Source organism: Curvibacter sp. T50 (assembly GCF_057219955.1).
This window is the reverse complement of the sequence record NZ_JBXVVU010000006.1, coordinates 1-23,847: the sequence shown is the minus strand read 5'-3', so window position 1 is coordinate 23,847 and position 23,847 is coordinate 1. Positions and strand designations below refer to the sequence as shown.

General features: G+C 64.1%; 28 protein-coding genes. 18 read left to right on the top strand and 10 right to left on the bottom strand.

What is annotated here, in order from left to right:
- Positions 1 to 44 precede the first annotated feature (44 nt).
- The 4 genes from AC2EBU_RS15780 to AC2EBU_RS15765 all read right to left on the bottom strand — a co-directional run bounded on the left by AC2EBU_RS15780 (position 45) and on the right by AC2EBU_RS15765 (position 3,211).
- Positions 45 to 794, bottom strand: coding sequence for a fimbrial biogenesis chaperone (locus tag AC2EBU_RS15780; protein WP_484611403.1), 750 nt, complete (start codon positions 792 to 794; stop codon positions 45 to 47).
- A gap of 100 nt (positions 795 to 894) precedes the next feature.
- Positions 895 to 1,404, bottom strand: a complete 510-nt coding sequence (locus tag AC2EBU_RS15775) for a Csu type fimbrial protein (protein WP_484611402.1) — start codon at positions 1,402 to 1,404, stop codon at positions 895 to 897.
- Positions 1,405 to 1,449: 45 nt separating this feature from the next.
- The gene (locus AC2EBU_RS15770; RefSeq protein ID WP_484611401.1) at positions 1,450 to 1,974 is read right to left on the bottom strand and encodes a spore coat protein U domain-containing protein; all 525 of its coding nucleotides are present in this window, start codon (positions 1,972 to 1,974) and stop codon (positions 1,450 to 1,452) included.
- Positions 1,975 to 2,287: 313 nt separating this feature from the next.
- Positions 2,288 to 3,211: a glycosyltransferase family 2 protein gene (locus AC2EBU_RS15765; RefSeq protein WP_484611400.1), complete on the bottom strand. Its 924-nt coding sequence runs from the start codon at positions 3,209 to 3,211 to the stop codon at positions 2,288 to 2,290.
- A gap of 123 nt (positions 3,212 to 3,334) precedes the next feature.
- On the opposite strand from AC2EBU_RS15765, the gene AC2EBU_RS15760 reads away from it, so the two are divergent.
- The 5 genes from AC2EBU_RS15760 to AC2EBU_RS15740 are packed head-to-tail and all read left to right on the top strand — an operon-like array spanning position 3,335 to position 7,504.
- The gene (locus AC2EBU_RS15760; RefSeq protein WP_484611399.1) at positions 3,335 to 4,471 is read left to right on the top strand and encodes an MlaE family ABC transporter permease; all 1,137 of its coding nucleotides are present in this window, start codon (positions 3,335 to 3,337) and stop codon (positions 4,469 to 4,471) included.
- A gap of 2 nt (positions 4,472 to 4,473) precedes the next feature.
- Positions 4,474 to 5,289: an ABC transporter ATP-binding protein gene (locus tag AC2EBU_RS15755; protein ID WP_484611398.1), complete on the top strand. Its 816-nt coding sequence runs from the start codon at positions 4,474 to 4,476 to the stop codon at positions 5,287 to 5,289.
- 13 nt (positions 5,290 to 5,302) lie between these two features.
- A complete protein-coding gene (locus AC2EBU_RS15750; RefSeq protein WP_484611397.1) occupies positions 5,303 to 6,280 on the top strand; it encodes an MlaD family protein in 978 nt (325 codons plus the stop codon).
- 11 nt (positions 6,281 to 6,291) lie between these two features.
- A complete protein-coding gene (locus AC2EBU_RS15745) occupies positions 6,292 to 6,927 on the top strand; it encodes an ABC-type transport auxiliary lipoprotein family protein (RefSeq protein WP_484611396.1) in 636 nt (211 codons plus the stop codon).
- A gap of 7 nt (positions 6,928 to 6,934) precedes the next feature.
- Positions 6,935 to 7,504: a cyclic nucleotide-binding domain-containing protein gene (locus AC2EBU_RS15740; protein ID WP_484611395.1), complete on the top strand. Its 570-nt coding sequence runs from the start codon at positions 6,935 to 6,937 to the stop codon at positions 7,502 to 7,504.
- A 69-nt stretch (positions 7,505 to 7,573) separates the two neighbouring features.
- On the opposite strand, the gene AC2EBU_RS15735 is transcribed toward AC2EBU_RS15740, so the two are convergent.
- The 4 genes from AC2EBU_RS15735 to AC2EBU_RS15720 all read right to left on the bottom strand — a co-directional run bounded on the left by AC2EBU_RS15735 (position 7,574) and on the right by AC2EBU_RS15720 (position 10,762).
- Positions 7,574 to 8,206 (bottom strand): MarC family protein, encoded by a 633-nt coding sequence (locus AC2EBU_RS15735; protein WP_484611394.1) that lies wholly within the window; start codon positions 8,204 to 8,206, stop codon positions 7,574 to 7,576.
- Positions 8,207 to 8,273: 67 nt separating this feature from the next.
- Positions 8,274 to 9,359 (bottom strand): acyltransferase family protein, encoded by a 1,086-nt coding sequence (locus AC2EBU_RS15730; protein ID WP_484611393.1) that lies wholly within the window; start codon positions 9,357 to 9,359, stop codon positions 8,274 to 8,276.
- A 121-nt stretch (positions 9,360 to 9,480) separates the two neighbouring features.
- On the bottom strand, positions 9,481 to 9,999 hold the full coding sequence (locus AC2EBU_RS15725) for a MaoC family dehydratase (RefSeq protein WP_484611392.1): 519 nt from the start codon (positions 9,997 to 9,999) through the stop codon (positions 9,481 to 9,483).
- Between the two features lie 13 nt (positions 10,000 to 10,012).
- Entirely contained in the window at positions 10,013 to 10,762 is a 750-nt protein-coding gene (locus tag AC2EBU_RS15720) for an SDR family oxidoreductase (RefSeq protein ID WP_484611391.1), read from the bottom strand.
- Positions 10,763 to 10,842: 80 nt separating this feature from the next.
- Here AC2EBU_RS15720 and AC2EBU_RS15715 point away from each other — a divergent pair, with 80 nt between their 5' ends.
- The 4 genes from AC2EBU_RS15715 (at position 10,843) to AC2EBU_RS15700 (ending at position 13,878) form a co-directional block, all read left to right on the top strand.
- Positions 10,843 to 11,442 (top strand): DsbA family protein, encoded by a 600-nt coding sequence (locus tag AC2EBU_RS15715; RefSeq protein ID WP_484611390.1) that lies wholly within the window; start codon positions 10,843 to 10,845, stop codon positions 11,440 to 11,442.
- 37 nt (positions 11,443 to 11,479) lie between these two features.
- Positions 11,480 to 12,169 carry a dienelactone hydrolase family protein gene (locus tag AC2EBU_RS15710; RefSeq protein ID WP_484611389.1) on the top strand — a complete coding sequence of 230 codons (690 nt, stop codon included), beginning with the start codon at positions 11,480 to 11,482 and terminating at the stop codon, positions 12,167 to 12,169.
- 120 nt (positions 12,170 to 12,289) lie between these two features.
- Entirely contained in the window at positions 12,290 to 13,165 is an 876-nt protein-coding gene (locus AC2EBU_RS15705; protein WP_484611388.1) for an amidohydrolase family protein, read from the top strand.
- A 47-nt stretch (positions 13,166 to 13,212) separates the two neighbouring features.
- Complete coding sequence (locus AC2EBU_RS15700) at positions 13,213 to 13,878, top strand: glutathione S-transferase family protein (protein WP_484611387.1); 666 nt, start codon at positions 13,213 to 13,215, stop codon at positions 13,876 to 13,878.
- Positions 13,879 to 13,895: 17 nt separating this feature from the next.
- Here the strand turns inward: AC2EBU_RS15700 and AC2EBU_RS15695 are convergent, their stop codons facing one another.
- Both AC2EBU_RS15695 and hemB read right to left on the bottom strand, forming a co-directional pair.
- Positions 13,896 to 15,005, bottom strand: coding sequence for a magnesium transporter CorA family protein (locus tag AC2EBU_RS15695; protein WP_484611386.1), 1,110 nt, complete (start codon positions 15,003 to 15,005; stop codon positions 13,896 to 13,898).
- Between the two features lie 79 nt (positions 15,006 to 15,084).
- A complete protein-coding gene (gene hemB, locus AC2EBU_RS15690) occupies positions 15,085 to 16,089 on the bottom strand; it encodes a porphobilinogen synthase (RefSeq protein WP_484611385.1) in 1,005 nt (334 codons plus the stop codon).
- 294 nt (positions 16,090 to 16,383) lie between these two features.
- Here hemB and AC2EBU_RS15685 point away from each other — a divergent pair, with 294 nt between their 5' ends.
- The 9 genes from AC2EBU_RS15685 to AC2EBU_RS15645 form a co-directional block, all read left to right on the top strand.
- Positions 16,384 to 16,812 carry a CopD family protein gene (locus tag AC2EBU_RS15685; RefSeq protein WP_484611384.1) on the top strand — a complete coding sequence of 143 codons (429 nt, stop codon included), beginning with the start codon at positions 16,384 to 16,386 and terminating at the stop codon, positions 16,810 to 16,812.
- Between the two features lie 31 nt (positions 16,813 to 16,843).
- Positions 16,844 to 17,956 (top strand): VanZ family protein, encoded by a 1,113-nt coding sequence (locus AC2EBU_RS15680; RefSeq protein WP_484611383.1) that lies wholly within the window; start codon positions 16,844 to 16,846, stop codon positions 17,954 to 17,956.
- Positions 17,957 to 17,973: 17 nt separating this feature from the next.
- Positions 17,974 to 18,312 (top strand): (2Fe-2S) ferredoxin domain-containing protein, encoded by a 339-nt coding sequence (locus AC2EBU_RS15675; protein WP_484611382.1) that lies wholly within the window; start codon positions 17,974 to 17,976, stop codon positions 18,310 to 18,312.
- Between the two features lie 64 nt (positions 18,313 to 18,376).
- Positions 18,377 to 19,033, top strand: coding sequence for an alpha/beta hydrolase (locus tag AC2EBU_RS15670; protein ID WP_484611381.1), 657 nt, complete (start codon positions 18,377 to 18,379; stop codon positions 19,031 to 19,033).
- A gap of 44 nt (positions 19,034 to 19,077) precedes the next feature.
- Entirely contained in the window at positions 19,078 to 20,241 is a 1,164-nt protein-coding gene (locus AC2EBU_RS15665; RefSeq protein ID WP_484611380.1) for a D-alanyl-D-alanine carboxypeptidase family protein, read from the top strand.
- Positions 20,242 to 20,387: 146 nt separating this feature from the next.
- Complete coding sequence (rpsL, locus tag AC2EBU_RS15660; RefSeq protein ID WP_055837642.1) at positions 20,388 to 20,765, top strand: 30S ribosomal protein S12; 378 nt, start codon at positions 20,388 to 20,390, stop codon at positions 20,763 to 20,765.
- A gap of 174 nt (positions 20,766 to 20,939) precedes the next feature.
- Positions 20,940 to 21,410 carry a 30S ribosomal protein S7 gene (rpsG, locus tag AC2EBU_RS15655; protein ID WP_484611379.1) on the top strand — a complete coding sequence of 157 codons (471 nt, stop codon included), beginning with the start codon at positions 20,940 to 20,942 and terminating at the stop codon, positions 21,408 to 21,410.
- Between the two features lie 101 nt (positions 21,411 to 21,511).
- Positions 21,512 to 23,614, top strand: coding sequence for an elongation factor G (fusA, locus tag AC2EBU_RS15650; RefSeq protein ID WP_484611378.1), 2,103 nt, complete (start codon positions 21,512 to 21,514; stop codon positions 23,612 to 23,614).
- A gap of 137 nt (positions 23,615 to 23,751) precedes the next feature.
- The coding region (locus AC2EBU_RS15645) for a GTP-binding protein (protein WP_039011239.1) at positions 23,752 to 23,847 on the top strand (96 nt) is incomplete at its 3' end.

Below are 23,847 nucleotides of genomic sequence, written 5' to 3'. Positions count from 1 at the left end.
CAAGCACCCACCCGCCGCCCCTTCGCCTGTGTTCGCGCAAGGTGCTAGCGGCAAACCTCGCGGGCATCCAGGGCCTGTTGGGCAAGCTGTTGCCCATCGCGATCAAAGGCGCGCAACTCGAAGCGGTTGACCCCGGACGTACACCACGCGGCCGTGCCGGTGATGGCGTACGTTCGCTGGCTGCCCGGTAGCAGGTACCAGCCCTCCTTGCGCCCTTCGGCCAGGACCTGCTGCTCACGCAGCGCGGTGAGGGAAACGGCGGTCACGAGGGCGTGGACGTTGCCGGTGTTGGCTACCAGGATGCGGGCCTGGTTGCCGTCCACGGCCGGTGGGCCCAGCTTCAGCTCACGGCGAACCTGGCGCGGCGCCATGAAGACCGGAACCGACAGCTGCGACAACACGTTGATGGTGGTGCCTTGTTGGGCTGTGGGGTTGGGGTCGGGCAGTTCTTCCAGCACGATACGCCAGGTGCGCTCCACATCGGCGGGTGCCAGGTCAGTGCCGGCACGCACGTTTTGGGTGCCTTTGGGCGGGATGGTGAAGCTGGCCGGAAAAACCAGCAGACTGTCGTCGGGCACCAGATCCACTCCGCCGCCCTCATTGACGGTCCAGCCGGCCGCCCGAACCATGAAGCGGGCGGGTGTCGAGCCCAGATTCGTCACCGACAGCAATTGGGACCGTGCCGAACTGGCCAGATCAAGCCGAACCGGTGTGATGGAAAACTCGCCGGCATGGGTGATGCCGGCGCTGGCGAAGGTCAGCGCGACCAAGGCGGCAATCAGGGAGCGTTGCATGGCTGCAGTGTAGCGGCGCGGGGCGAACTGAACCACGGGGGAGAACCAAGAAAAATGGCCCGCGAGCGGGCCATTCGGGGGCTCAGCGGACCGTGCCGCGTCAGAACGACACCGTGGCGACCACCACATCGGTGTAGCTGCCCGTCGCGGCACTCTGGCCGGCCGGGATCTCGCCGCAGACGTTGTAGGTCCGTGCGGCAAGGCTGGGCGCAGCGGTCAAGAGCAGCGCGGCCCCGGCGACCGTGCCATCACCCCAGGAGGTGGTGTAGACGCAGCCTGCACCGGGGGTGTTGGCGCTGGGCTGGTTGATGCTGTAGTTCAGGCGCTCGGTGCCATTGGCCATACGCCGCTGGTTCCCCAACACGTTGTTGCCGGCGCCGAGGGACACCGTCGGGACGGAGCCTACGCTACAGGTCACATCCATGGTGGTGTCGACCTGCCTCGGGGAAACCGACAGTGGGTTGTAGTTGCCGAAGGCCAGGTTGTTGGTGGTGATGGTGCAGGCGGCCTGCACGGTCGCGCTGACGTTGATGTTGCCGGTGGTTTGGGCGAAAGCGCCGGCGGCGGCGAAGGTCAGGCCGAGCGCGAGGAGGGACTTCTTGAAAAACATGGGAACTCCGTTCGAGACGAGTAGGAAGAAATGGGGGGCGATCAATCAGAGGGTGACGGTGACCACAACGGTGTCGACATAACTGCCGATTGCCGACGACTGCCCGGCGGGAATACGACCGCATACGTTGTAGCTGCGGGCGGTGGGCCCCGGCGCCGCGCCGATGGCGAGCACCGCTCCGGCGGTGGTGCCATTGCCCCAGCCGGCGGTGTAGGCGCAGGCGTCACCCGGCGCCGTGCCGGACGGCTGGAAGATGGAGTAGTTGAGGTAGTTGGCCGTCGCGCCGACGCGCATGCGGCGCTGTGCCCCCGCGCCGGCTCCGGTCACGTTCAGACCCGGGCCCATGGCCAAGGTCGCGCCGGCACCGGTGGTGCAGGTAACGGCGACGGTGGTGGCAACGTCCAGAGGGGAAGCGGCCAAAGGGTCGTAGACGCTGAAAGCCAGCGGGTTGGCGACAAGGCTGCAGGAACCGGCGATGGTGGCCGAAACCGCCATGTTGGCGGTTTGTGCCGAGGCAGAAGCAGCCGCGAAGCCGATCGCCAGTGCGAGACTGATTTTTGAAATTTTCATGCTGTTTGACTCTTGGTCGGCCACGTCAACGGGAAACTCCAGCCCTTTGGCCGTGGAGAAATTGTAGGAAGCGCGCTTGCAGTTGATGGGTTTCGTTACGAGCCGTTACGCGAATGTCAATCCAGTTTGTGTTATTGCGGCATTAGTTCTCGGTTTTTGTGTGGTTTTCCGGTAATTCGGTTCGGTGGTGGGGGACTCTTTGTTGTAAATACCACATGAAATCAATGGGTTATGTAAATACTTAGGTATTCATTTATGGGGTGGGACGCCGTCGAACGACGGCGCCGATGAGCGAGCGACGCGGTCGCAGCGCTCAGGCCTCGCCGACCCGCTGCAAGGCCCGCACCAGCGCTGCGCGGCGTTCATCCACCAGCAGGCGAACCTGGGCGCGGCTTTCGCCGAAGAATGAACGCTCCTCCAACCGCGCATGGTCCAGGGCACTCAGTCCATGCGCGGCCTGTTGCACGGTCAGCGGGCCGGTCGGATCGAAAGTGGCAATCAGTGCTTCAATTTCGACGCCCCGCAATTCGGGGAAAAAAAGCCCGGCAACCCGCCGGCGCACACTGCGTTTGCGCTGCCGCAACAGGGGGTCGTTGGTGACGTTGCCCGGGTGGCGGTGGTAGTCGAGCAACGGCTCGCCCAGGTTGTGAAAGCGCGCTCCGGCCGCCATGGCCTGGACGTAAAAATCATTGTCGGCATCGGTTCGCATGGCGGCGGTGTAGCGGATGCCGCACGATCGCACGAAGGCGCTGCGCATTACCACCGTCGGATGGATCATCGCGCCGTCAACATGCAGCAGCATCGCCTTGATCTGCCCGTCATCGCGGGGCCAGCGCATCGGCTCGCGCAAAGGGCCGGTAACCCGAGTCGCATCAGCCGCCAGCAGATCCACTTCGGCGTTTGTCTCCAGGAAATGCAGTTGCCGCTCCAGGCGGTGCGGCAGACTGATGTCGTCCGAATCCATGACGGCCAGGAAGGGCGCGCGCGCGAGTTGCATGCCGATGTCTCGGGCCGCTGCGTTGCCCAGGTTGGCGGGCAGCCGCACCACGGTCATGCGGCGGTCACGGAACTGCTCTGCAATCGAGGCGCTGCCGTCGCGGGAGGCGTCATCGATGACGATCAGTTCCAAGTCGGTCAGGCTCTGCTGCAGGATGGATTCGACAGCCGCACCGACGCGGTCGGCGCGGTCGTAGGCCGGCATGACCACCGAGACCAGGGGGGTGCGTTCGTGGCGCATGATCACGACAATACCGCAAAGCGGGCGCCGGTGAGCTGCCGGGGAAGGAGTCCCGCCGGCTGCGGCGATCGACCCCCGCCAGGCGAAGCCTCCGCTACCATCACCGCACTCGCACCGCACCCCATGCCCGAAGCTTCTTCGCCACCCATCATCGAGCGCCAGCGCCTGACCGCCGACGCCCCGGACCGGGTGGCGGTGACCGGCCATTGGACTGCCGCTGCCGTGTCCGCAAGCGGGCAATGGGACAGTCTGGCCGGTGCGCTGGACCAGGTCGGGCCGTCGCTGGATGCCCACTGGGACCTTGGCGCGCTGCGCCGCCTGGACCACCTGGGGGCCCAGATACTCTGGAACCATTGGGGTCGCCAATGGCCCGGTCAACTGGTGGTGTCGGTCGAGCACCGGGCGGTGCTGGAGCGTGTGGCCCGCCTGAGTGTTCCACCGCCCGTTCCGCGTCGGCGTTCGATCTGGGAGCGTTTCCTGGGGTTGGGCAATTTCCTGCTCGTACTGGTCGACCACCTGCGCGACGCCGTGGCACTGATAGGTCAACTGGTGCTGGACATCGCGCGCCTGGCCCGTGCTCCGCGGCAGGGGCCGTGGCGCGACATCTCCGGTCATGTGTATCACATCGGTGCGACGGCATTGCCGATTACCGCCATGGTCGGTTTTCTGATCGGCGTGGTGCTGGCGTACCTGACGTCGCAGCAGTTGCGGCAATTCGGGGCAGAGATTTACATCGTCAACATCCTTGGCCTGTCACTGGTGCGGGAGTTGGGCCCGGTGTTGGCGGCGGTACTGATCGCCGGACGCTCGGGCTCGGCGATCACCGCGCAGATCGGCGTGATGCGGGTGACGGAAGAATTGGACGCGATGAAAGTCATGGGGATATCCCAGGGATTCCGGTTGGTTCTGCCCAGGGCCATTGCGCTGGCGCTGGCCATGCCCCTGCTGACCCTCTGGACCACCCTGGCCGCGCTGATCGGCGGCATGCTGGCGGCCGACCTGGCGCTGGGCATCACGCCGGCGTACTTCGTCAACAACCTGCCGCGGGCCGTGCAGGTCAGCAACCTCTGGCTGGCGATGGGCAAGTCGGCGGTTTTCGGAATCATGATTGCGCTGGTCGGTTGTCACTACGGTTTGCGGGTCAAACCCAACACCGAGAGTCTGGGCCAGGGAACCACCGCATCGGTGGTGACCTCGATTACGGTGGTGATCCTGATCGATGCGCTGTTTGCCGTGCTGTTCAAGAACATCGGAATCTGAGCATGACTTCCACCGTTCCCGCCGTGCCCGCCGCCGACCCGGTGATCGACATCCGCGGCCTGTGGACCGTGTTCCATCAGGCCGGGGTCGACATCGTGGTGCACAAGGACCTGCAGTTGCAGGTGGCGTCCGGAGAGATGCTCTCGCTGGTCGGCGGCTCGGGGACCGGAAAGACCGTGCTCCTGCGTCAGATTCTGGGTCTTGCCCGCCCGGCGCGCGGGACCGTGACGGTGCTCGGCGAAAGCGCCGAACAGATGGGGCGGCAAGGGGCATCCAGTCGCGTCGGCATGCTGTTCCAGCACGGCGCACTCTATTCGGCCTTCACGGTGCTGGAGAACATCGCTTTCGCGCTGCGCGAGCTCAAATGCCTGCCCGATGAACTGATTCGCGACGCCGCCCTGCTCAAGCTGCAGATGGTGGGACTGGATGTCAAACACGCCCACAAGATGCCGTCCGAGCTGTCGGGGGGCATGATCAAGCGGGTTGCCCTGGCGCGGGCGCTGATCATGGACCCGCCGCTCCTGCTGCTGGATGAGCCGACGGCCGGACTGGACCCGGACAGCTCCGACGAGTTCTGCGCGCTGCTGCGATCCTTGCACCGCGAGCTGGGCCTGACGGTGGTGATGGTGACCCATGATCTGGACACCTTGTTCGAATTGAGCACGCGGGTGGCGGTGTTGGCCGACCAGCGTGTGATTGTCAACGCGCCGCCGCGGGAGGTGGTAGCGTTTGCCCATCCGTTCATTCACCATTTTTTCCTGGGTGAGCGGGGGCAGCGCGCGATGGAGCTGTTGCGCGAATACCCGTTTGTGGTCTAGGAGGTACGACTCGATGGAAAACAAAGCCCACGCTCTGGCCGCCGGCACCTTTGTGCTGCTGGTGGCCGCCTTGCTGCTGGCCATGGCCTGGTGGCTGACGCGCGATGGCTCGATCCGGTCGGAATACGAGATCAGCTCCCCGGAGGCGGTCAGCGGCCTGAATGTGCAGGCGGGTGTTCGGCTCAAAGGTGTGCTGGTCGGCAAGGTGCAAAGCATCGGCTTTGACCCGCAGATCCCCGGTAACGTGCTGATGCGAATCGCGATCGACACCAAAGCGCCAATCACCCGCTCGACCGTGGCGACCCTCGGCTATCAGGGCCTGACCGGAATTGCCCACGTTCAGCTCGATGACGATGGCACCTCACGCGAACCGCTGGTCGCGGCGGATGGCGGCGTACCCCGGATTCCGGTCCGCCCCGGTCTGATCGGGCGCCTGACGGAGCAAGGCGGTCGCACCCTGGGGCAGCTCGAAGAGGCCGCCAGGCGTTTCAACCAGCTGCTGGCCGCCGACAACCAGGCCGCGCTGCTCGGCGCGGTCGGCCGCATGGGTGAATCCGCCGCCAGTGTGGGCAAGCTGTCCCGCGATATCGGCACGCTGCTGGACCAGCAACTGGGGCCGGTGCGAACGCCCATTCCGCAATTGGTGCAGGACACCCGTGGCGCCATGCAGGCGCTGCAGGCCACGGCGTCGGATACGCGGCTGGCTGTCAACGATCTGCGCCAGACGCTCAAACGCCTGGACGACAGTGGCCTGGTCGAGCGCCTGGGCCACGGCGCCGATGCGCTGGCCCAGGGCGCCGCGACGCTCAATGAGCAGAGCTTGCCGCGTCTGAACGCCGTGGGTGACGAGTTGGCGCGGACCAGCCGTCAGGTGGGCCGGGCGGCGCAGATCGTCGGGGACAACCCGCAGTCCCTGCTGTTCGGTACCGGCCCGACACCCCCAGGCCCGGGCGAGGCCGGCTTTGTGGCGCCGGTGCCGGTGGCCCGTTGAAAGACATTCCCATGAAAACACCCCTTCTTTCGTTCCGGTTGTTTCCGCTGGCGCTGGCGCTGCTCGGGGGCTGCGCCGCGCTGCCGGACAAGCCCTTGCCGGTGGCGGTGTACGACTTCGGGCCGGTGTCTGCGGCCGCTGCGCCACCGGCGCCCGCGGTGGCCGGTTTGCCTGTGGTACTTGCCGAGGCCGATGCGCTGGCCGCGCTGGATGCCGTGCCGGTGCTCTACCGCCTGGCCTACGCAGACGTGCATGAACTGCGGCCGTATGCCCAGGCCCGCTGGAGCATGCCGCCCGCGCATCTGGTACGTCAGCGCCTGCGCACGCGGCTCGAACAGGATCGACCTGTGTTCGAAGCCGGCCAGGCGCCGGTGGCGCAGCTCAAGCTGGAGCTGGAGGAGTTCAGCCAGGTATTTGACGCACCCGACCGCTCGCGCGCACTGGTGCGCCTGCGGGCGACACTCATCCCGCCCGCTGCGGCAGGCGGTCGCGGGGCGGAGCGGCGCCTGCCGGTGCACCAGGTGTTCAGCGCCGAGCGCCCGGCACCCAGCGCCGACGCCGGCGGTGGCGTGCGCGCACTGACCGCCGCCAGTGACGCGGCCGTGGACGCCCTCGCTCAGTGGCTGGGCCGCCAGAACCTGCGCTGAGCCGGCGATGCAGGCGCCGACGAACCTGGAGAACTGGCTGACCCGCGAGGGTCTGGAGCGGGTCGAGTCGCCGGCGCCGCTGTCGGTTCGCAGCGCACCGTGGCTGCAGCAGTCGCAGTTGCTGGACTTCTTTACCCTGGAAGAGCTCGATACCCTGGCCCAGGCCGTCTGGTTCGTTCGGGCACAGCCCGGGCGTGTCCTGGTGCGAGAGGGCGAACGCGGCGACTGGATGCTGCTGGTTCTTGACGGTACCGTCGATGTCACCAAACGCCCCGTGACGCGCAAAGGCGTGGCGCCGGCCGCTGATGCCCCGCCCGAACGGCTGGCCGTGTTGTGTCCCGGCGCGGCGGTGGGCGAGATGTCCATGCTCGATGGGGAGCCCCGTTTCGCCACCTGCACCGCCATCGAGCCGGTCGAAGCGGCCATCCTGACCCGTGCTGCCATTGCCGGGTTGATTCGCGATCACCCGACCGTGGGCGCCAAACTGCTGGTCAAGCTGACACAGCTGTTGGCCCAGCGGCTGCGCAACACCACACATCAAATGATGCGGCTCATCGAAAACAATAGCAAAGAATGACGATTTTGCGCTGGGTATGGCCAAAAATCTTCAATAAATCCGTCGGTTGGCCGTCCCCGGGCCAATCCGTCAGCGCGACAGGGCCGGAAACAGCTTGTGCAGGCCGTCGCTCATCACCTCCACCGCCAGCGCGGCCAGGATCAGGCCCATCAGCCGGGTCATGACGTTGATGCCGGTCTTGCCCAGCACCCGGGCGATCGGTCCCGCGAGTGAAAAGCACACGGCCGTCGCCAGGCCAATCACCGCGCCGTACCCCACCAGCGTCGCCAATTGCCAGAATGACTTGGCTTTGTCCGCATAAATGACCACGGTGGACATGGTGGCGGGGCCGGTCAGCAACGGGATGGTCAGTGGCACCACCGCAATGCTGGCGCCCATGGCGGCCTTTTCGGCGCCGTCCTCCAACTCGTGGGTGCTGGGTTTGGCCTCGGCGGGCTGGGCGTTGAGCATGTTCATCGCGCTGATCAGGAGCAGCATGCCGCCGCCCACCTGGAAACTGGCCAGCGAAATGCTGAAAAACTCCAGAATCTGCAGCCCCAGCAGCGCGCTGGTGGCGATGACCGCGAAGGCGCTGAACGACGAAATCCAGATCGTGCGCCGGCGTTGCTCACGCGGGAATCCCTGGGTGTAGTGGATGAAGAACGGCACGATGGCCAGCGGGTTGACGATGGCCAGCAGCGTGATCAGCGGTTTGAAGTCCATGGCGGCGATTGTGCGGGTTATAAATGTGCGCCACACCTCAGCCCGAGCCACTCCCATCTGAAACCTCTCAAGATCCGGCGGCGCGATGGTCGATCGAAAATGGGCGAGTCAGGAGCTGATTTACCGCGAAGTCGTACATCGGGCGTTCAAGAATCCGGTACCACACCCAAGCAAACAACACGCAGGCAACAAACATGGCGGACAGAAAGGCCGGTTCGCCGGTGCTTGTCGGGCTCCACCGAGATGCCGCCCACACTCCTACTTCGAGCACGATCGGGTGCAGAAGATACAGCGCAAAGGATGCATTGCCGATTGAGACCCCAACGCGAAGGAGTGGTGCTGGTCTGTCGCGGGACCGGCCGGCATCACCAACCGGAGAGAGCCATCCGAGAAGTACCACCGACACGCCGATCAGGCCGAAGGAGCCCGCTCGTAGCAACTCCACCTTGTCAAACCAGTCGGAGAACGAGCCCACACTGAAACCCAGTCCAGCCAACCCGAGCAGAAACGGGAGCCACTGTGGGTGCCATCGAAAATTCTTTCGGACGCCGGCCAGCATGGCGCCCGCAAGAAACTCGACTCCATACGCCGAAAGAATGCCGCGCCAAGGTTGCACGCCGGCCAGCACTTCGTCTCGCCGCGCTACCAGCCAATACATGTTCCACGTCACCAAGATCAAAAACAGACAGGCATAGCCCGTCAGTCGCCAGTTCGGCCGAATCGTTGCGATGAATACCGCAGCCATGCAGTAAAACAGCATTTCGAACGCCAAAGACCATGCGACCGGCAACCATTGCCTGGCCATGGAGGTGTCTGTGAGCAACAGGCTGGACCACAGGTGCGCGATGTTCGGCGACTGGTTGAAAAGCAGTTCTGCGACGACGATCCATAAGGCCAATACCGGCCAGTACCCCAGATATATGCGCAGACTTCGCTTAATCAGGAATCGGCTGGCACCCCCGAAACCGGTAGCCGATTCCGAATTCAAGGCGACAACGAAGCCACTCAGGACGAAGAAGATGTCGACACCCATGAATCCCCAGTGAGAGATCTTCTGGAAGTCAGGTGGCAAATGTGGCGTGAAATGAAAGCCCACGACCAACAATGCGGCAAACGCTCGAACCAACTGCAGGCCATCGCTTCTCTGGGTCATGGGTCGGATATCTTGATTCGGAATCGGGTGCGTTGGAGCTTTTTTCCGGAGAGCCTACACATGGAACTGCGCGCTCCAATCGGCTTCAGCTGGCGGAAGAACCTTTGGTTAATTTGCGAAATCAGCCTGCAGGAGCATTTCCGGCGGAGGGTGCCATTTTTGCAGGCGAGACTTGCGACGCCGGATGGCGCCGGCGGAACATGCCGTAGCCTTCCATGTGCAGCACCTGCTCGCCGCGCTGGTTGAACATTTCCCAGACGGTGCGCACCAGGCCTACTTCGGGCCGGCTGGCCAGCGGCCGGCTGTCGACCACCCGGTGCTGCAGGCGCAGCGTGTCGCCGGGAAACACCGGTTTGAGCCATTTGATCGACTCCAGCCCCGGCGAGCCCAGACTGGCAGCCTCGGACAGGAAGTGGTCCACCATCAGCCGCATGGCCATTGCGCAGGTGTGCCAGCCGCTGGCGCACAGGCCGCCGAAAACCGAGGCCTTGGCCGCCTCGTCGTCGAGATGGAAAGGCTGCGGGTCGAACTGGCGGGCGAAATCGAGGATCGCCTCCCGGGTGGGGGTCACGGTGCCCAGGTCGCGCACAAAACCCACGGGCATGTCTTCCCAGTAGTAGCGGATGGTCGGGGGGGTCATGGTTTCCAAGTTTTCAGCGCCCGCCGGATACGTCCAGCAGGCTCATGGTGGTGTAACTGGCCGCTGGCGACAGCAGCCAGACAATGGCTTCGGCCACTTCGGCGGCGGTGCCGCCGCGCTGCATCGGCACCAGGTGCTGCAGGTCGCGCACCCGGTCGGGCAGGCCGCCGCTGGCATGGATGTCGGTTTCGATCAGGCCGGGGCGCACGGCGTTGACGCGGATGCCCTCGGCCGCGACCTCCTTGGCCAGTCCGAGGGTGAAGGCGTCGATCGCGCCCTTGGCGGCGGCGTAGTCCACATACTGCCCGGGCGAGCCCAGGCGCGAGGCGGCGCTGGAAACGTTGACGATGGCGCCGCCCGTGCCGCCGTGGCGCGTGCTCATGCGCCGCACCGCCTCGCGGGCGCACAGCAGGCTGCCCAACACATTGATGTCGAACATGCGGCGCCAGCGGGCCATGTCCATCTCATCGAGCCGGGCGGTGAAATCGACCACTCCGGCGTTGTTCACCAGACCATCGAGGCGGCCGAACCTGGCGTCGATGCGCTCGAACATGCGCAGCACCTGCGCCTCGTCGGCGACGTCGGCCTGCACGGCAATGGCGTTGCCGCCGGCGGCGCGGATGCTGCGCACGACCTCGTCGGCGGCCAGCGAATGGGTGGTGTAGTTCACCGCCACTGCCCAGCCTTCGCGCGCGGCGCGGTGCGCCGTGGCCGCACCGATGCCGCGGCTGGCTCCGGTGATGAGCAATACGGGTTGATTCATGGGAGCACTTCGGCAGATTTCACGCAATCCGGGTACAAAGCGGTTGGCGACCCCCTATTACAACCCGATCGGAGACTGCCGTGCGTCACACTGTGGACTATTACTTCGCGCCCCAAAGCCCCTGGACCTACCTCGGCCACGCCCGGTTTGCCGCGCTGGCGCGCGAGACCGGCGCCACGGTGCGGGTGCTCCCGGTAGATCTGGGGCAGGTGTTCCCGGTTTCCGGTGGCCTGCCACTGCCCAAGCGCGCGCCCCAGCGGCAGGCCTACCGCCTGGTGGAACTGCAGCGCTTTTCCAGGCATCTGAATGCACCCCTGAACCTGCACCCGCGCTACTTTCCTGTCAGCGGCGACGACGCGGCACGGCTGATCATTGCGGTGGATATGCTGGACGGCGCCGACGCCGCGATGCGCCTGACGGGCGCCATCCTGGCAGCCTGCTGGGCGCAGGAGCGCAACATCGCCGATGAAAAGGTGTTGGGCGCGCTGCTGCACGAACAAGGCATGGACTCCGCGAGGCTGGAACAGTCCCACCGCCAGGACGTGCAGGAGCGCTACGAACGCGACACCCAGGCCGCCATCGAGGCAGGTGTGTTCGGGGCGCCCAGCTACGTCATCCGGGGCGAGATTTTCTGGGGCCAGGATCGCCTGGATTTCGTCGAGCGGGCGCTGCGCGCCTGAAACCCGACCGCATCAAATTGTTTCATCGGAGCTTTGTATGGGCACCTTCATCGTCATCACCGCCGCCGACGGATTCGTGTTCCCCGCCTATGTCGCGCCGCCTGCCGGCGCCCCGCGTGGCGCCGTGGTGGTACTGCAGGAAATCTTCGGCGTGAACGCCCACATCCGCGCCGTGGCCGACGGCTATGCGGCTGCCGGCTACCTGGCGGTGGCGCCGTCGACCTTCCACCGCGTCAAGCCGGGGGTGGAACTGGGCTATGGCGAGGCCGACATGACCGAAGGCTTCGGCTACAAGATGGCGGTCGAAGCGTTGCCCGCGCCGGGCGTGATGGCCGACATCCAGGCCGCCATCGACCACGCGGCACAGGTATCCGGCGGCAAGGTCGGCATCGTCGGCTACTGCTGGGGCGGCCTGCTGACCTGGCGCGCCGCCTGCACCCTCAAGGGCCTGGCTGCCGCGGTGCCGTACTACGGCGGCGGCATGACCACACCCGAGGAGGCGGCCCGCGTGCCGCGAGTGCCGGTGCAGGCGCATTTCGGCGAGCAGGACCGCTGGATTCCGCTGGACACGGTGCAGGCCTTCCAGGCCGCACAGCCCGGCGTGGAGGTGCAGGTCTATGCGGCCCACCACGGCTTCAACTGCGACCAGCGGGGTGCCTGGGATGCCGGCGCCGCCGCGCTTGCCCGCGAACGTACGCTGGCTTTTTTCGCCCGCTATGTCGGGTGAACGGCGGCGCGCGATGGCGTCAGCCCCCTCGCGCCCGATCTCGCGACCCGGCTGGCGTAGTCAGGAACGGTGGGCATGATGACGAATCGGATTTTGGGGTGTTTGAGGGCTATACCCAGCATGAAAAGGTCGCTTGCAGCTATATTTTTGATAGTTTTTTTCGGAAGCGTCCAGGCCCAGTACCGGGGAGCGCTGTTCGACGCGCATCTGCACTACAACGAGGAGGCCTGGAACGGCCAGACCGGCCCGCACCCGCTGGCGGATGTGCTGGCGCGCATGCAGCGCGCGGGGGTGAAAGCCATCGTCGCCAACTCCCGGCCCAACGACGGCACCCGGGCGCTGGCCGAAGCCCGGGCCGAAACCCGTGCCGCCGGCGTCACCGTGGTGCCCTTCATCCGCCTCTACCGCAACCGCGCCGATTACAACAGCTGGTTTCGCGACGACACCATCTACGACATGGTGGTGGCGGAACTGGCGCGCGGCACCGGCGCCGGCCCCTACCGCGGCATCGGCGAGTTCCATCTCTACGACAGTGCCAATGCCAACGGGCCGGTGGCCAGGAAGCTGATGGCGCTGGCCGAGGAGAAGAATCTGGTGGTGCTCGCCCATGTGGACGACGTGGCCATCGACCTGCTGATGGCGGCCACCCCGTCCCAAGGCCAGAAGGCACGGCTGATCTGGGCCCATACCGGCATCGGCGGCACCCCGGTGGAGCGGGTGGATGCGTTGCTGGCGAAATATCCGGGCCTGATGGGCGAACTCTCCTATCGGCCAGGCCTCACCTGTGACGGTGGCAAACTGTGTCCCGAATGGCGCGCGCTGATGCTCAAGTACCCTGGGCGCTTTCTGACCGGCTCCGACACCTGGGTCAACCAGCGCTGGATGTACTACGAAGACACCATGGCCGGTTACCGCACCTGGCTGGGCGACCTGCCGCCCGACGTGGCGCGCAAGGTGGCCTGGGAGAACGGGGCCGGGCTGTTCGGCCTGAAATGACGGGTCTGGCGACCTGCGTCCACTCCATTCCCGTCGGAAAGCGAACCATGATTCGGCTCCACCACTATCCCAGCACCGCCAGCATGGTGCCGCACATCCTCCTGGAAGAACTGGGCGTTACGTTCGAACGGGTGCTGGTGGATCGCACGGTCGATGCCCACAAGTCCCCGACCTACCTGCGGCTCAACCCCAACGGCCTGATTCCGGTGCTGGTGCAGGACGACGCGCCTGGCGGGCCTCTGGTGCTGTACGAAACCGCCGCCATCGTGCTGCACCTGTGTGACACCCATCCCCAGGCAGGGCTGGCGCCACCGGTGGGAAGCGTCGCGCGGGCGCAGTTCTACAAGTGGCTGATGTGGCTCACCAACACACTGCAGACCGCGCTGATCGTCTATTTCTACCCGGAACGCTGGGTGGCGGAGGGCAACGCCGCGGGGGCCGACGAGGTCAGGGCCGCGGCCGAACACAAGATTGCCGGGCTTCTCGATCAGCTGGATGCCGAACTCGCCCGGCACGGACAGGACTGGTTCATGGGGGCCGGCTACAGCGCATTGGATGCCTACGTGTTCACCCTGTGCCGCTGGACCCGGAACTTTGCCGCGCTGCCGGCGCGCGGACGTCCGCGCCTGGGTCCGTACCTGCAGCGCATGCTGGAGCGCCCGGCGGTGCGGCGCGTGCTGGCGGCAGAGGGACTGCAGCCGCCTTACGTCTGAGGCGGCCCTGCGCGGGCTCAGCGGCCGCTGCGCGCGAGGTAACGCTTGCGCCAGAAGAACAGGCCCATCGCCAGACCGACCCCCACCATTCCCATCAGCGCCCACCAGAATCCCGCTTTTTCGTGCAACAGCGGGATGAACTCGAAGTTCATGCCAAAGACCGCGGCAATCAGATTCAACGGCAGAAAGATGGCCGTCAGTGCTGTCAAGGTGCGCATGGTGTCGTTCGTGCGGTTGCCTTGCGCCGCGAAATGGATCTGGACCGCTGTTTCGGCATGGTGCTCCAGGCGCCGGACATGGTGCACCACCCGTTCGATGTGCTCCAGGACATCCCGGCTGCGTACCTGCAGCAGTTCGCGGTCGCGCCGGCCCGCATCCGTGTCGGCATCCGGCCAGGCCGAAACGGCCTCGATCCAGTCTTCCAGCGTGTCGCGCTGGTCGGCGCAAATGTCGTCGAGCTGGTGCAAGGTCAAGCGGGCATCCAGCAGTGCGGTCCAGTTGCGAAACGGCGCATGGGGGTCCAGCAGTTCATCCTGCCAGTGATCGAGCTGGCGCGTCAGCTCCCGGCGCAGCTCCAGATAGCCGTCCACCATGTGGTTGACGATGCGCAGCATCAGGTCGGCCGGGCTGGCCGGCGCCCGTACGCCGGCGCCCCGTTCATCGGCGCGCTGGCTGGCGATCAGGCGGGTGGCGTAGGTGTCGAGCACGGTGCAGCTGGCCGGGTGGACGGTCAAGAGGACCGTGTCGAAAATCCCGAAACCGACCGGACTGGTATCGATCCGGTGCAGGATGGGCGGGCCGGAGCGGCGCGTGGGGCGGCTCAGCGGCTCCCCCGGTCGGGACAGGTCCGTTTCGCTGAGCCCTGTGGCCAGCCGCCGAAACACCAGCACGTCGTACTGCGAGGTGAAGTCATGATGCGACGGCAACTGGTTGTTCAGCAGGTCGGAGACATGCAGGTCCAGCAGGCCGGAACCGGCCAGGCGGTGTAACGCGCCCTGGACTCGGGCCTGCTCCACTTCGAATTCCCGTCGGGTCACCCCGATCCAGACGAAGCCTTCGGTCGGTGCCTGCCCGGGCAGGTCGGCCAGTTCACGCGCTCCGCGTGGCTCTATGTGGAAGATTCGCATGGTGGCAGTCCGCCGGTGTCGCCAGGAAGCGATTTATGCTAGAAATGGTCAATACCCAGCGTGAAACGGTCTTTGAATGCTATATCTTTAGGATCGTTCGGGCGGCATCCCGGGCAAAATAGGTCAGCACGCCGTCGGCGCCCGCGCGCTTGAAGGCCAGCAGGCTTTCCATCATCACCAGATCGTGGTCCAGCCAGCCGTTGGCGGCGGCGGCCTTGAGCATCGCGTATTCACCGGACACCTGGTAGGCAAAGGTGGGAACGCGGAATTCGTCCTTCACCCGGCGCACGATGTCCAGGTAGGGCATGCCGGGTTTGACCATCACCATGTCGGCGCCTTCGGCAATGTCCATCGCCACCTCGCGCAGCGCCTCGTCACTGTTGCCGGGGTCCATCTGGTAGACCTTCTTGTTGCTCTTGCCCAGGTTGGCGGCCGAGCCCACCGCGTCGCGGAACGGGCCGTAGAAGGCGCTGGCGTACTTGGCGCTGTAGGCCATGATGCGGGTGTGGATCAGGCCTTTGGCTTCCAGCGCGGCGCGGATCGCGCCGATCCGGCCGTCCATCATGTCGCTGGGGGCGACGATGTCCACGCCGGCTTCGGCCTGGGTGAGGGCCTGCTTCACCAAGACTTCGACCGTCTCGTCGTTCAGGATGTAGCCGGTGTCGTCGAGCAGGCCGTCCTGGCCGTGGCTGGTGAAGGGGTCCAGGGCCACGTCGGTCATCACGCCCAGGCCGGGGAATTCCTTCTTGAGCGCCCTTACCACCGTGGGCACCAGGCCGTCGGGGTTGGCGGCCTCGCTGCCCACCGGGTCTTTCAACGACGCGCTGATCACCGGAAACAGCGCCATCACCGGGATGCCGAGCTTCACGCAGTCCTCGGCCACTGGCAGCAGCAGGTCCAGGCTCAGGCGCTCGACGCCGGGCATGGAGGCCACTGCCTCGCGCCGGCCTTGTCCTTCGAGCACGAAGACGGGGTAGATCAGGTCGTTGACGCCGACTGCGTGCTCGCGCACCAGGTTGCGGGTGAATTCGTCGCGGCGCAGGCGGCGCGGGCGGCCATGGGGGTAGGGGGCGTAGGGGGTCATGCGGAAAATTGTGCCCGAACAACGCGATCGCCGATAGCGCGCGGCCGCTCCCCGGTTGGCACGTGTACGTGGTTTCCCTGATCGGACAGTGTCGCGAAATCCTTCGGGAGCCCTTGTGATGCGGCGCCGTGTTTGCTAAAGTTTGATTGGGCGCTTCGGTGCCCCCCGCTTTTCCTCCCTGAGCGGGGCCTTGATGTGTGACAGCAAAAAGGCTTGTTACCCCAGCCGTGTGGCTGGGGTTTTTTTTCTGCCTTGCCACGCCGGACGCGACCCCTGTGTCCTTACACTGCGGCCATGCTCTGGATCAAAGCCCTCCACATCGTCTTCATCGCCAGCTGGTTTGCCGGTCTGTTCTATCTCCCGCGCATCTTCGTCAATCTGGCCATGGTGCCCTCGGAATCGGTGGCGGAATATGAACGACTGTTGCTGATGGCGCGCAAGTTGCTCCGGTTCATGACCTTGTTGGCCATCCCTGCACTCGGCCTGGGGCTGTGGCTCTGGCTGGGGTATGGCATAGGTCAAGGGCCGGGCAATGGCTGGATGCACGCGAAACTTGCGGTCGTGGCGGTTCTGCTGGCTTACCACCATGCGTGCGCGCGGATCCTTGCGCAGTTTTCGGGCCACCAGAACCGGCGCAGCCACCGCTGGTACCGCTGGTTCAACGAAGCTCCGGTGATCCTGATGCTGGTTGCGGTGCTGCTCGTGGTTCTCAAACCGTTCTGACGCAGGCTATTCCCACCGAAAGGCCGCCGCAATGAACCGATCGCTGGCATGGCCTTTGGCCCTGTGTTTTGCGGTACTCATTGCCTACGCCAGCTTGTACCCGTTCGACGGGTGGCGCTTGCCACCGGGTTCGCTGTGGAGCTTTCTCGCCTTGCCTTGGCCTCGCTACTGGACTGCCTTTGACCTCACGGCGAATCTGGTCGGCTACGGACCGCTGGGCTTCTTGGTGGCGCTGGGCCTGTTGCGCAGCGGCTGGCGTTTCGGTGCGGTGCTGGTCGCCACGGTGGTGGGGTCGGCCTGGTCGCTCGGCCTGGAGACGATGCAGGTCCTGTTGCCGTCGCGGGTTCCCTCCAACGTGGACTGGGGGCTCAATACCCTCGGCGCGCTTTGCGGTAGTCTGATTGCCTGGTTGGGCTTGCAACTGGGCTTGCTGACGCGTTGGAGCCAGTTTCGTGACCGCTGGTTCGTGCCTGGCACGCGGGCAGAACTGGTGCTGCTGGCTCTGTGGCCTCCGGCCTTGCTGTTTCCTGCACCGGTTCCGCTGGGACTGGGGCAGGTTCTGGAGCGTCTGGAAGAGACTTTGGCGGACTGGCTGATGGATACGCCTTTTCTGGAGTGGGTTCCAGTGCGCGAAGTGGAACTGCAACCCCTGCTGCCCGGCGCGGAACTGGTCGCGGTGCTGCTGGGCGCTCTGGTGCCCTGCCTGTTGGCCTACTCGGTTGTCCGCGACCGCGTTCGGCGTGTCGCGCTGGGATTGGTCCTGGCCTTCGTCGCCGTAGGCGTATCGGCACTCTCGGCAGCATTGAGTTTCGGGCCTGCTCATGCATGGGCGTGGCTGACCCCGCCGGTTCGTGCCGGGCTGCTGGGATATTTGGTGGCGGCATTGATCACCGTGCCCTTGCCCCGGCGGGGGTGCGCCGCCTTGGCGCTGGTCGCGGTGACCGTGCATCTGGCCCTGCTCAACAATGCGCCTCAGGGCGCGTATTTCTCGCAGACCTTGCAGGCGTGGGAACAAGGCAGATTCATCCGGTTTCACGGGCTTGCGCAATGGATTGGCTGGCTCTGGCCGTTCGCAACTTTGGGCTATCTGCTGATGCGACTGTCCGGTCGCGAGTCCGACCCCGCCTCGCTGATGCGCCGGTAGCGCCCTAAAATCGGGTCATGAGTGATTCCACCAGCTACTACCGCCACCATGTCTTCTTTTGCCTGAATGAACGCACCAACGGGCAAGCCTGTTGTGCCCAGCATCGTGCGCAGGAAGCGTTTGACCGGTGCAAGGCCCGGGTGAAGGCCCTGGGGCTTGCCGGCCCGGGCCAGACCCGGGTCAACAAGGCGGGCTGCCTCGACCGATGCGCGGGTGGACCGGTTCTGGTGGTGTATCCCGAAGGCGTCTGGTACACCTATGTCGATGAAGCCGACATTGACGAGATTGTCGCCTCGCATCTGCAGCGCGGGCAGGTGGTGCAGCGACTGCTGACACCGGCGCACCTGGGCCGGTGAACGGCTTCCGATCGATGGGCAAGTCATGTATGGCTGGTCGTGCAGCCGGCCACGGGGAACGGACGTGAACCTGCACACCAAAGCCTTGACACTGAGCGGGCCGGTGGGGCTGTTGGAAGCGCTGGTGGACACGCCGCCCCACCCGGCTCCCGGTGCCGGGACAGTGGTTATTGCGCATCCCCACCCTCTGTTCGGCGGCACCATGAACAACAAGGTGGTCCAGACACTGGCACGGGCGTTTGTCCACGCGGGGTGGTCGGCGATACGGTTCAACTTTCGGGGGGTCGGTGCCAGCGAGGGGCAGTACGACCACGGCGTTGGTGAGGTTGACGACATGGCCGCGGTCCTTGCCCAGGTCGGCCCCACCGATCAGGTCGTCGCGTTGGCCGGTTTTTCGTTCGGCGCGTTTGTTGCCGCCAGTACGCTGGCGCGTATCGGCGCCAGCCGTTTGGTGCGACCGGTGGTGCTGGTCGGCACCGCAGCTTCCCGGTTCGCGGTGCCGGAGATAGCGCAGGAGCTTCGTTCGCATGTCCTGGTGATCCACGGCGAGCAAGACGAAACGGTGCCGCTGGCTGCGGTGCTTGACTGGGCGCGACCGCAAGGTTTGCCGGTTACGGTGGTTCCGGGTGGCGAACATTTCTTCCATGGGCAGTTGAACCTTCTCAAGTCACTGGTCTCGCGCCACCTTGTCAGCGAGGCCGCTGTTCACCCCGACCGCTGACCCTCTGTCGTCTTGCGTCATCTTCATTCTCCCGAGTTGTTTCCATGAGCTGCCGATTTGCGAGCCTGTTGCTGGCCCTTTTTCTGTTCCTGATCCAAAGCCCGGCTGCCTGGGCTCAATTGCCAGAGCCCCCCGAGGTTGCAGCACGCGCGTATGTGCTGATGGACCTGTCCTCCGGTCAGACCTTGGCTAGCCGCAATGCGGACGACGCAGTCGAACCGGCTTCGCTGACAAAACTCATGACGGCATATGTCGTTTTTGATGCGCTCAAGTCGAAAAAGCTGGACCTCCAGCAGCGGCTTCCGGTCAGCGAGCGGGCCTGGAAGATGCCGGGGTCACGCATGTTCATCGATCCCCGGATGACCGTGCCGGTCGATGACTTGCTCAAGGGCATGATCGTCCAGTCTGGCAATGACGCGACGGTGGCCCTGGCAGAAGGGGTGGCCGGTTCGGTTGACCGGTTTGTTCGGCTGATGAATGAACAGGCCGGTGTCCTCGGCCTCAAAGGAACTCGCTTCCACAATCCGGAAGGGCTGACCGCACCCGGGCATCAGACCAGCGCGAAAGATCTCGCCCTGCTGGCAACGCGTCTGCTTCAGGACTTTCCGCAGTTCATGCATTACTACGCGATCCAGCGCTACCGCTATCCGGGCACTCCGGCGGCCAACGAAACCAACCGGAATCTGCTGCTTTTTCGCGATCCGACGGTTGACGGTCTGAAAACAGGGCATACCGATGCGGCGGGCTACTGTCTTGTCGCCACCGCAAAGCGCCCGTATCCGAATGTCGGTGAGCGCCGTCTTCTGGCGGTGGTTCTGGGTGCCGCCAGTGAACAGGCAAGGGCTGCAGAAGCGCAGAAGCTGCTCAATTGGGGTTATGCCGCTTTCGAGCCCGTCAAGCTCTTTGAAGCGCGCCAGGCTGTGGTGACGCCGAAAGTCTGGAAAGGCGTCCGCCCCGATGTGCCGCTGGGCCGGGGGCAGGCGATTGTGGTTGCGGTACCGTCCGGGGCAGCAGCCCAGATCAAGACACAGGTCCTGCGACCGGATCCGCTGGTCGCGCCCTTGCGCCAAGGGCAGGCGCTGGGAACGCTGCGGGTCAGCCGGGGCGAGCAGGTGTTGGTTGATGTGCCGCTGCAGGTTCTCGATGAGGTTGGCGAGTCCGGTGTGATCGGCCGCGCCTGGGATGCCCTGCGGCTCTGGATTCGCTGAAGCTTGATCCGTTGAAGCGGTGAACGCCGTGTCAAGCCGCGTCAGGATTTGCGTAGAAGCCCTCGCCGCGCTATACTGGAGAGCTTTTCCGCGTTTGGGGCGGAGAAGCGTTTATTGTTTTTCGAACGTTTAGGGACGTTTTTTCAATGCCAACCATCAATCAATTGGTGCGTCAGGGGCGCGAGGTCGAAAAGACCAAGTCAAAGAGCCCCGCGATGCAAAACTCGCCTCAGCGCCGCGGCGTGTGCACCCGTGTGTACACCACGACGCCGAAGAAGCCGAACTCCGCGCTGCGAAAGGTTGCCAAAGTGCGCCTGACGAACGGGTTCGAGGTCATTTCCTACATTGGCGGCGAAGGCCACAACCTGCAGGAACACAGCGTGGTGCTGGTTCGTGGCGGTCGTGTCAAGGACTTGCCCGGTGTGCGCTACCACATCGTCCGCGGTTCGCTGGACTTGCAAGGCGTGAAAGACCGCAAGCAGTCTCGCTCCAAGTACGGTGCGAAGAAGCCAAAGGCCAAGTAAATTGAGCTGACCCCAAGGCCAATTAGTTTGGATCTGAAAAGCAAATGGTGTTTGTTTGCTGTGTGGCGCAGCAGATGAACGAAGTGACCCGGGTTTGGGTCGAGTAAGTGAGAGTCTTATCAGTTAACTCTCGCGGTGCCTGCAAAGGTGCCAACTGAAGCAAAGAGGTGAAAAATGCCACGTCGTCGCGAAGTCCCTAAACGTGAAATCTTGCCGGATCCGAAGTTCGGCAATGTTGAGCTGTCCAAATTCATGAACGTGATCATGGAAGGCGGCAAGAAAGCTGTTGCAGAGCGCATCATTTACGGCGCTCTCGAAACGATGGAAAAGAAGACCGGCAAAGATCCGCTGGAACTCTTCACCACTGCCATCAACAACGTCAAACCGATGGTGGAAGTCAAATCCCGCCGCGTGGGTGGCGCCAACTACCAGGTGCCCGTGGAAGTGCGCCCGGTCCGTCGCCTGGCCTTGTCGATGCGCTGGATCAAGGAAGCCGCCCGCAAGCGTGGCGAAAAATCCATGGCGTTGCGCTTGGCCAACGAGCTGATGGAGGCCACCGAAGGCCGTGGCGGCGCCATGAAAAAGCGTGACGAAGTGCACCGTATGGCCGAAGCCAACAAGGCGTTCAGCCACTTCCGCTTCTGATTCGTGCGGGCGTCATCGATGCCCGGCAGAACGTCAGAAGCGAGCCCGCAACCCCAACCAGGGGCTGGCGGGCTTTAGTACATCATCAATGGAGAATTTTCATGGCACGCAATACGCCCCTTGAGCGTTACCGCAATATCGGCATTTCGGCACACATTGATGCCGGCAAGACCACCACAACCGAGCGTATCCTGTTTTATACCGGTGTTAATCACAAAATCGGGGAAGTGCACGACGGTGCGGCCACGATGGACTGGATGGAGCAGGAGCAGGAGCGCGGCATCACGATTACATCCGCCGCAACCACCTGTTTCTGGCGTGGCATGGACAACTCGTTCCCCGAGCACCGCTTCAACATCATCGATACCCCGGGTCACGTGGACTTCACCATTGAAGTGGAGCGGTCCATGCGTGTTCTGGACGGAGCGTGCATGGTCTACTGCGCTGTCGGCGGCGTGCAACCCCAGTCTGAGACCGTCTGGCGCCAAGCAAATAAGTATCGGGTTCCGCGGCTGGCTTTCGTGAACAAGATGGACCGTACGGGCGCCAATTTCTTCAAAGTTCACGATCAGATGAAACTGCGTCTGAAGGCCAATCCGGTTCCGGTCGTGATTCCCATTGGGGCCGAAGAGCATTTCACCGGAGTGGTGGATCTTCGCAAGATGAAGGCCATCATCTGGGACGAAGCCTCACAAGGCATGAAGTTCACCTTCGAAGACATCCCCGCCAATCTGGTCGAACAAGCCAAGGAGTGGCGCGAGAAGATGGTCGAGGCGGCGGCCGAGGCCTCCGAAGAACTGATGAACAAGTACCTCGAAGAGGGCGACCTCTCCGAAGCAGAAATCACGGCGGGTCTGCGCGCCCGGACGCTGGCTTGCGAAATTCAGCCCATGTTGTGCGGTACGGCGTTCAAGAACAAGGGCGTGCAGCGTATGCTGGACGCGGTGGTCGAGCTGTTGCCTTCGCCCGTGGATATCCCGCCGGTGGCCGGCACCAACGAAAACGAAGAGCCGACCAGTCGCAAGGCTGGTGATGATGAGAAGCTGTCCGCTCTTGCATTCAAACTGATGACTGATCCGTTTGTCGGGCAGCTCACCTTCGTTCGTGTGTACTCCGGCGTCTTGAAAAAGGGCGATACCGTTTACAACGCGGTCAAAGGCAAGCGCGAACGAATCGGCCGGATCGTGCAAATGCACGCCAACAATCGTCAGGAAGTGGAAGAAATCCGCGCCGGCGACATTGCTGCCTGTGTCGGGCTGAAGGAAGTGACGACTGGTGAAACGCTGTGCGATCCGAACGCCATCATCACACTGGAGCGCATGGTATTCCCCGAACCTGTGATTGCGCAGGCTGTCGAACCAAAGACCAAGACCGACCAGGAAAAAATGGGCATCGCCCTGAATCGTCTGGCGTCAGAGGACCCATCATTCCGTGTTCGGACCGACGAAGAATCCGGCCAGACCATCATCGCCGGCATGGGCGAGTTGCACCTGGAGATCATTGTCGATCGCATGAAGCGCGAGTTTGGCGTCGAAGCCAACGTTGGCAAGCCGCAAGTGGCATACCGCGAAACCATCCGCGGGACCGTGAACGAGGCCGAAGGCAAGTTCGTGCGTCAGTCGGGCGGTAAGGGGCAATACGGGCACGTGGTGCTCAAGATTGAGCCGAACGAAGCCGGCAAAGGGGTGGAATTCATCGATGCCATCAAGGGTGGCGTGGTGCCGCGAGAATTTATTCCCGCAGTCGAAAAGGGCATCAACGAAGCGGTCAATCAGGGCGTTCTGGCAGGCTATCCTGTGGTGGACGTAAAAGTCACGTTGCACTTCGGCTCCTACCACGACGTGGACTCCAACGAACTCGCGTTCAAGATGGCCGCGATCTTCGGCTTCAAGGAGGGGTGCAAGAAGGCGCAGCCAGTGATCCTGGAGCCCATGATGGCTGTTGAAGTCGAAACACCGGAAGACTACGCCGGTACGGTCATGGGCGACCTCTCCAGCCGACGCGGTATGGTGCAAGGGATGGAGGACATGGTTGGGGGCGGCAAGGCTATCAAGGCGGAAGTGCCCCTGTCTGAGATGTTCGGCTACTCGACCTCTCTGCGCTCGGCCACACAAGGCCGCGCCACCTACACCATGGAATTCAAGCACTACAGCGAGGCTCCACGCAATGTGTCGGAAGCCATCATGGCCGCAAGGGCAAAGTGAATGGGACGGGCAGTCGCGCTCCTGCGAGCCTGCCTTCGCTGTCTGCGACCGGATGCCGCGCTGTTCCCGTGCAGAGCGAAATAGCAATCCAGTGCAGACGTTAAACCAACACACGGGAATGTTCTTTGGAGTAAAAAATGGCAAAAGAGAAATTTGAACGTACCAAGCCACACGTGAACGTGGGCACCATTGGTCACGTGGATCACGGCAAGACGACGCTGACGGCGGCGATC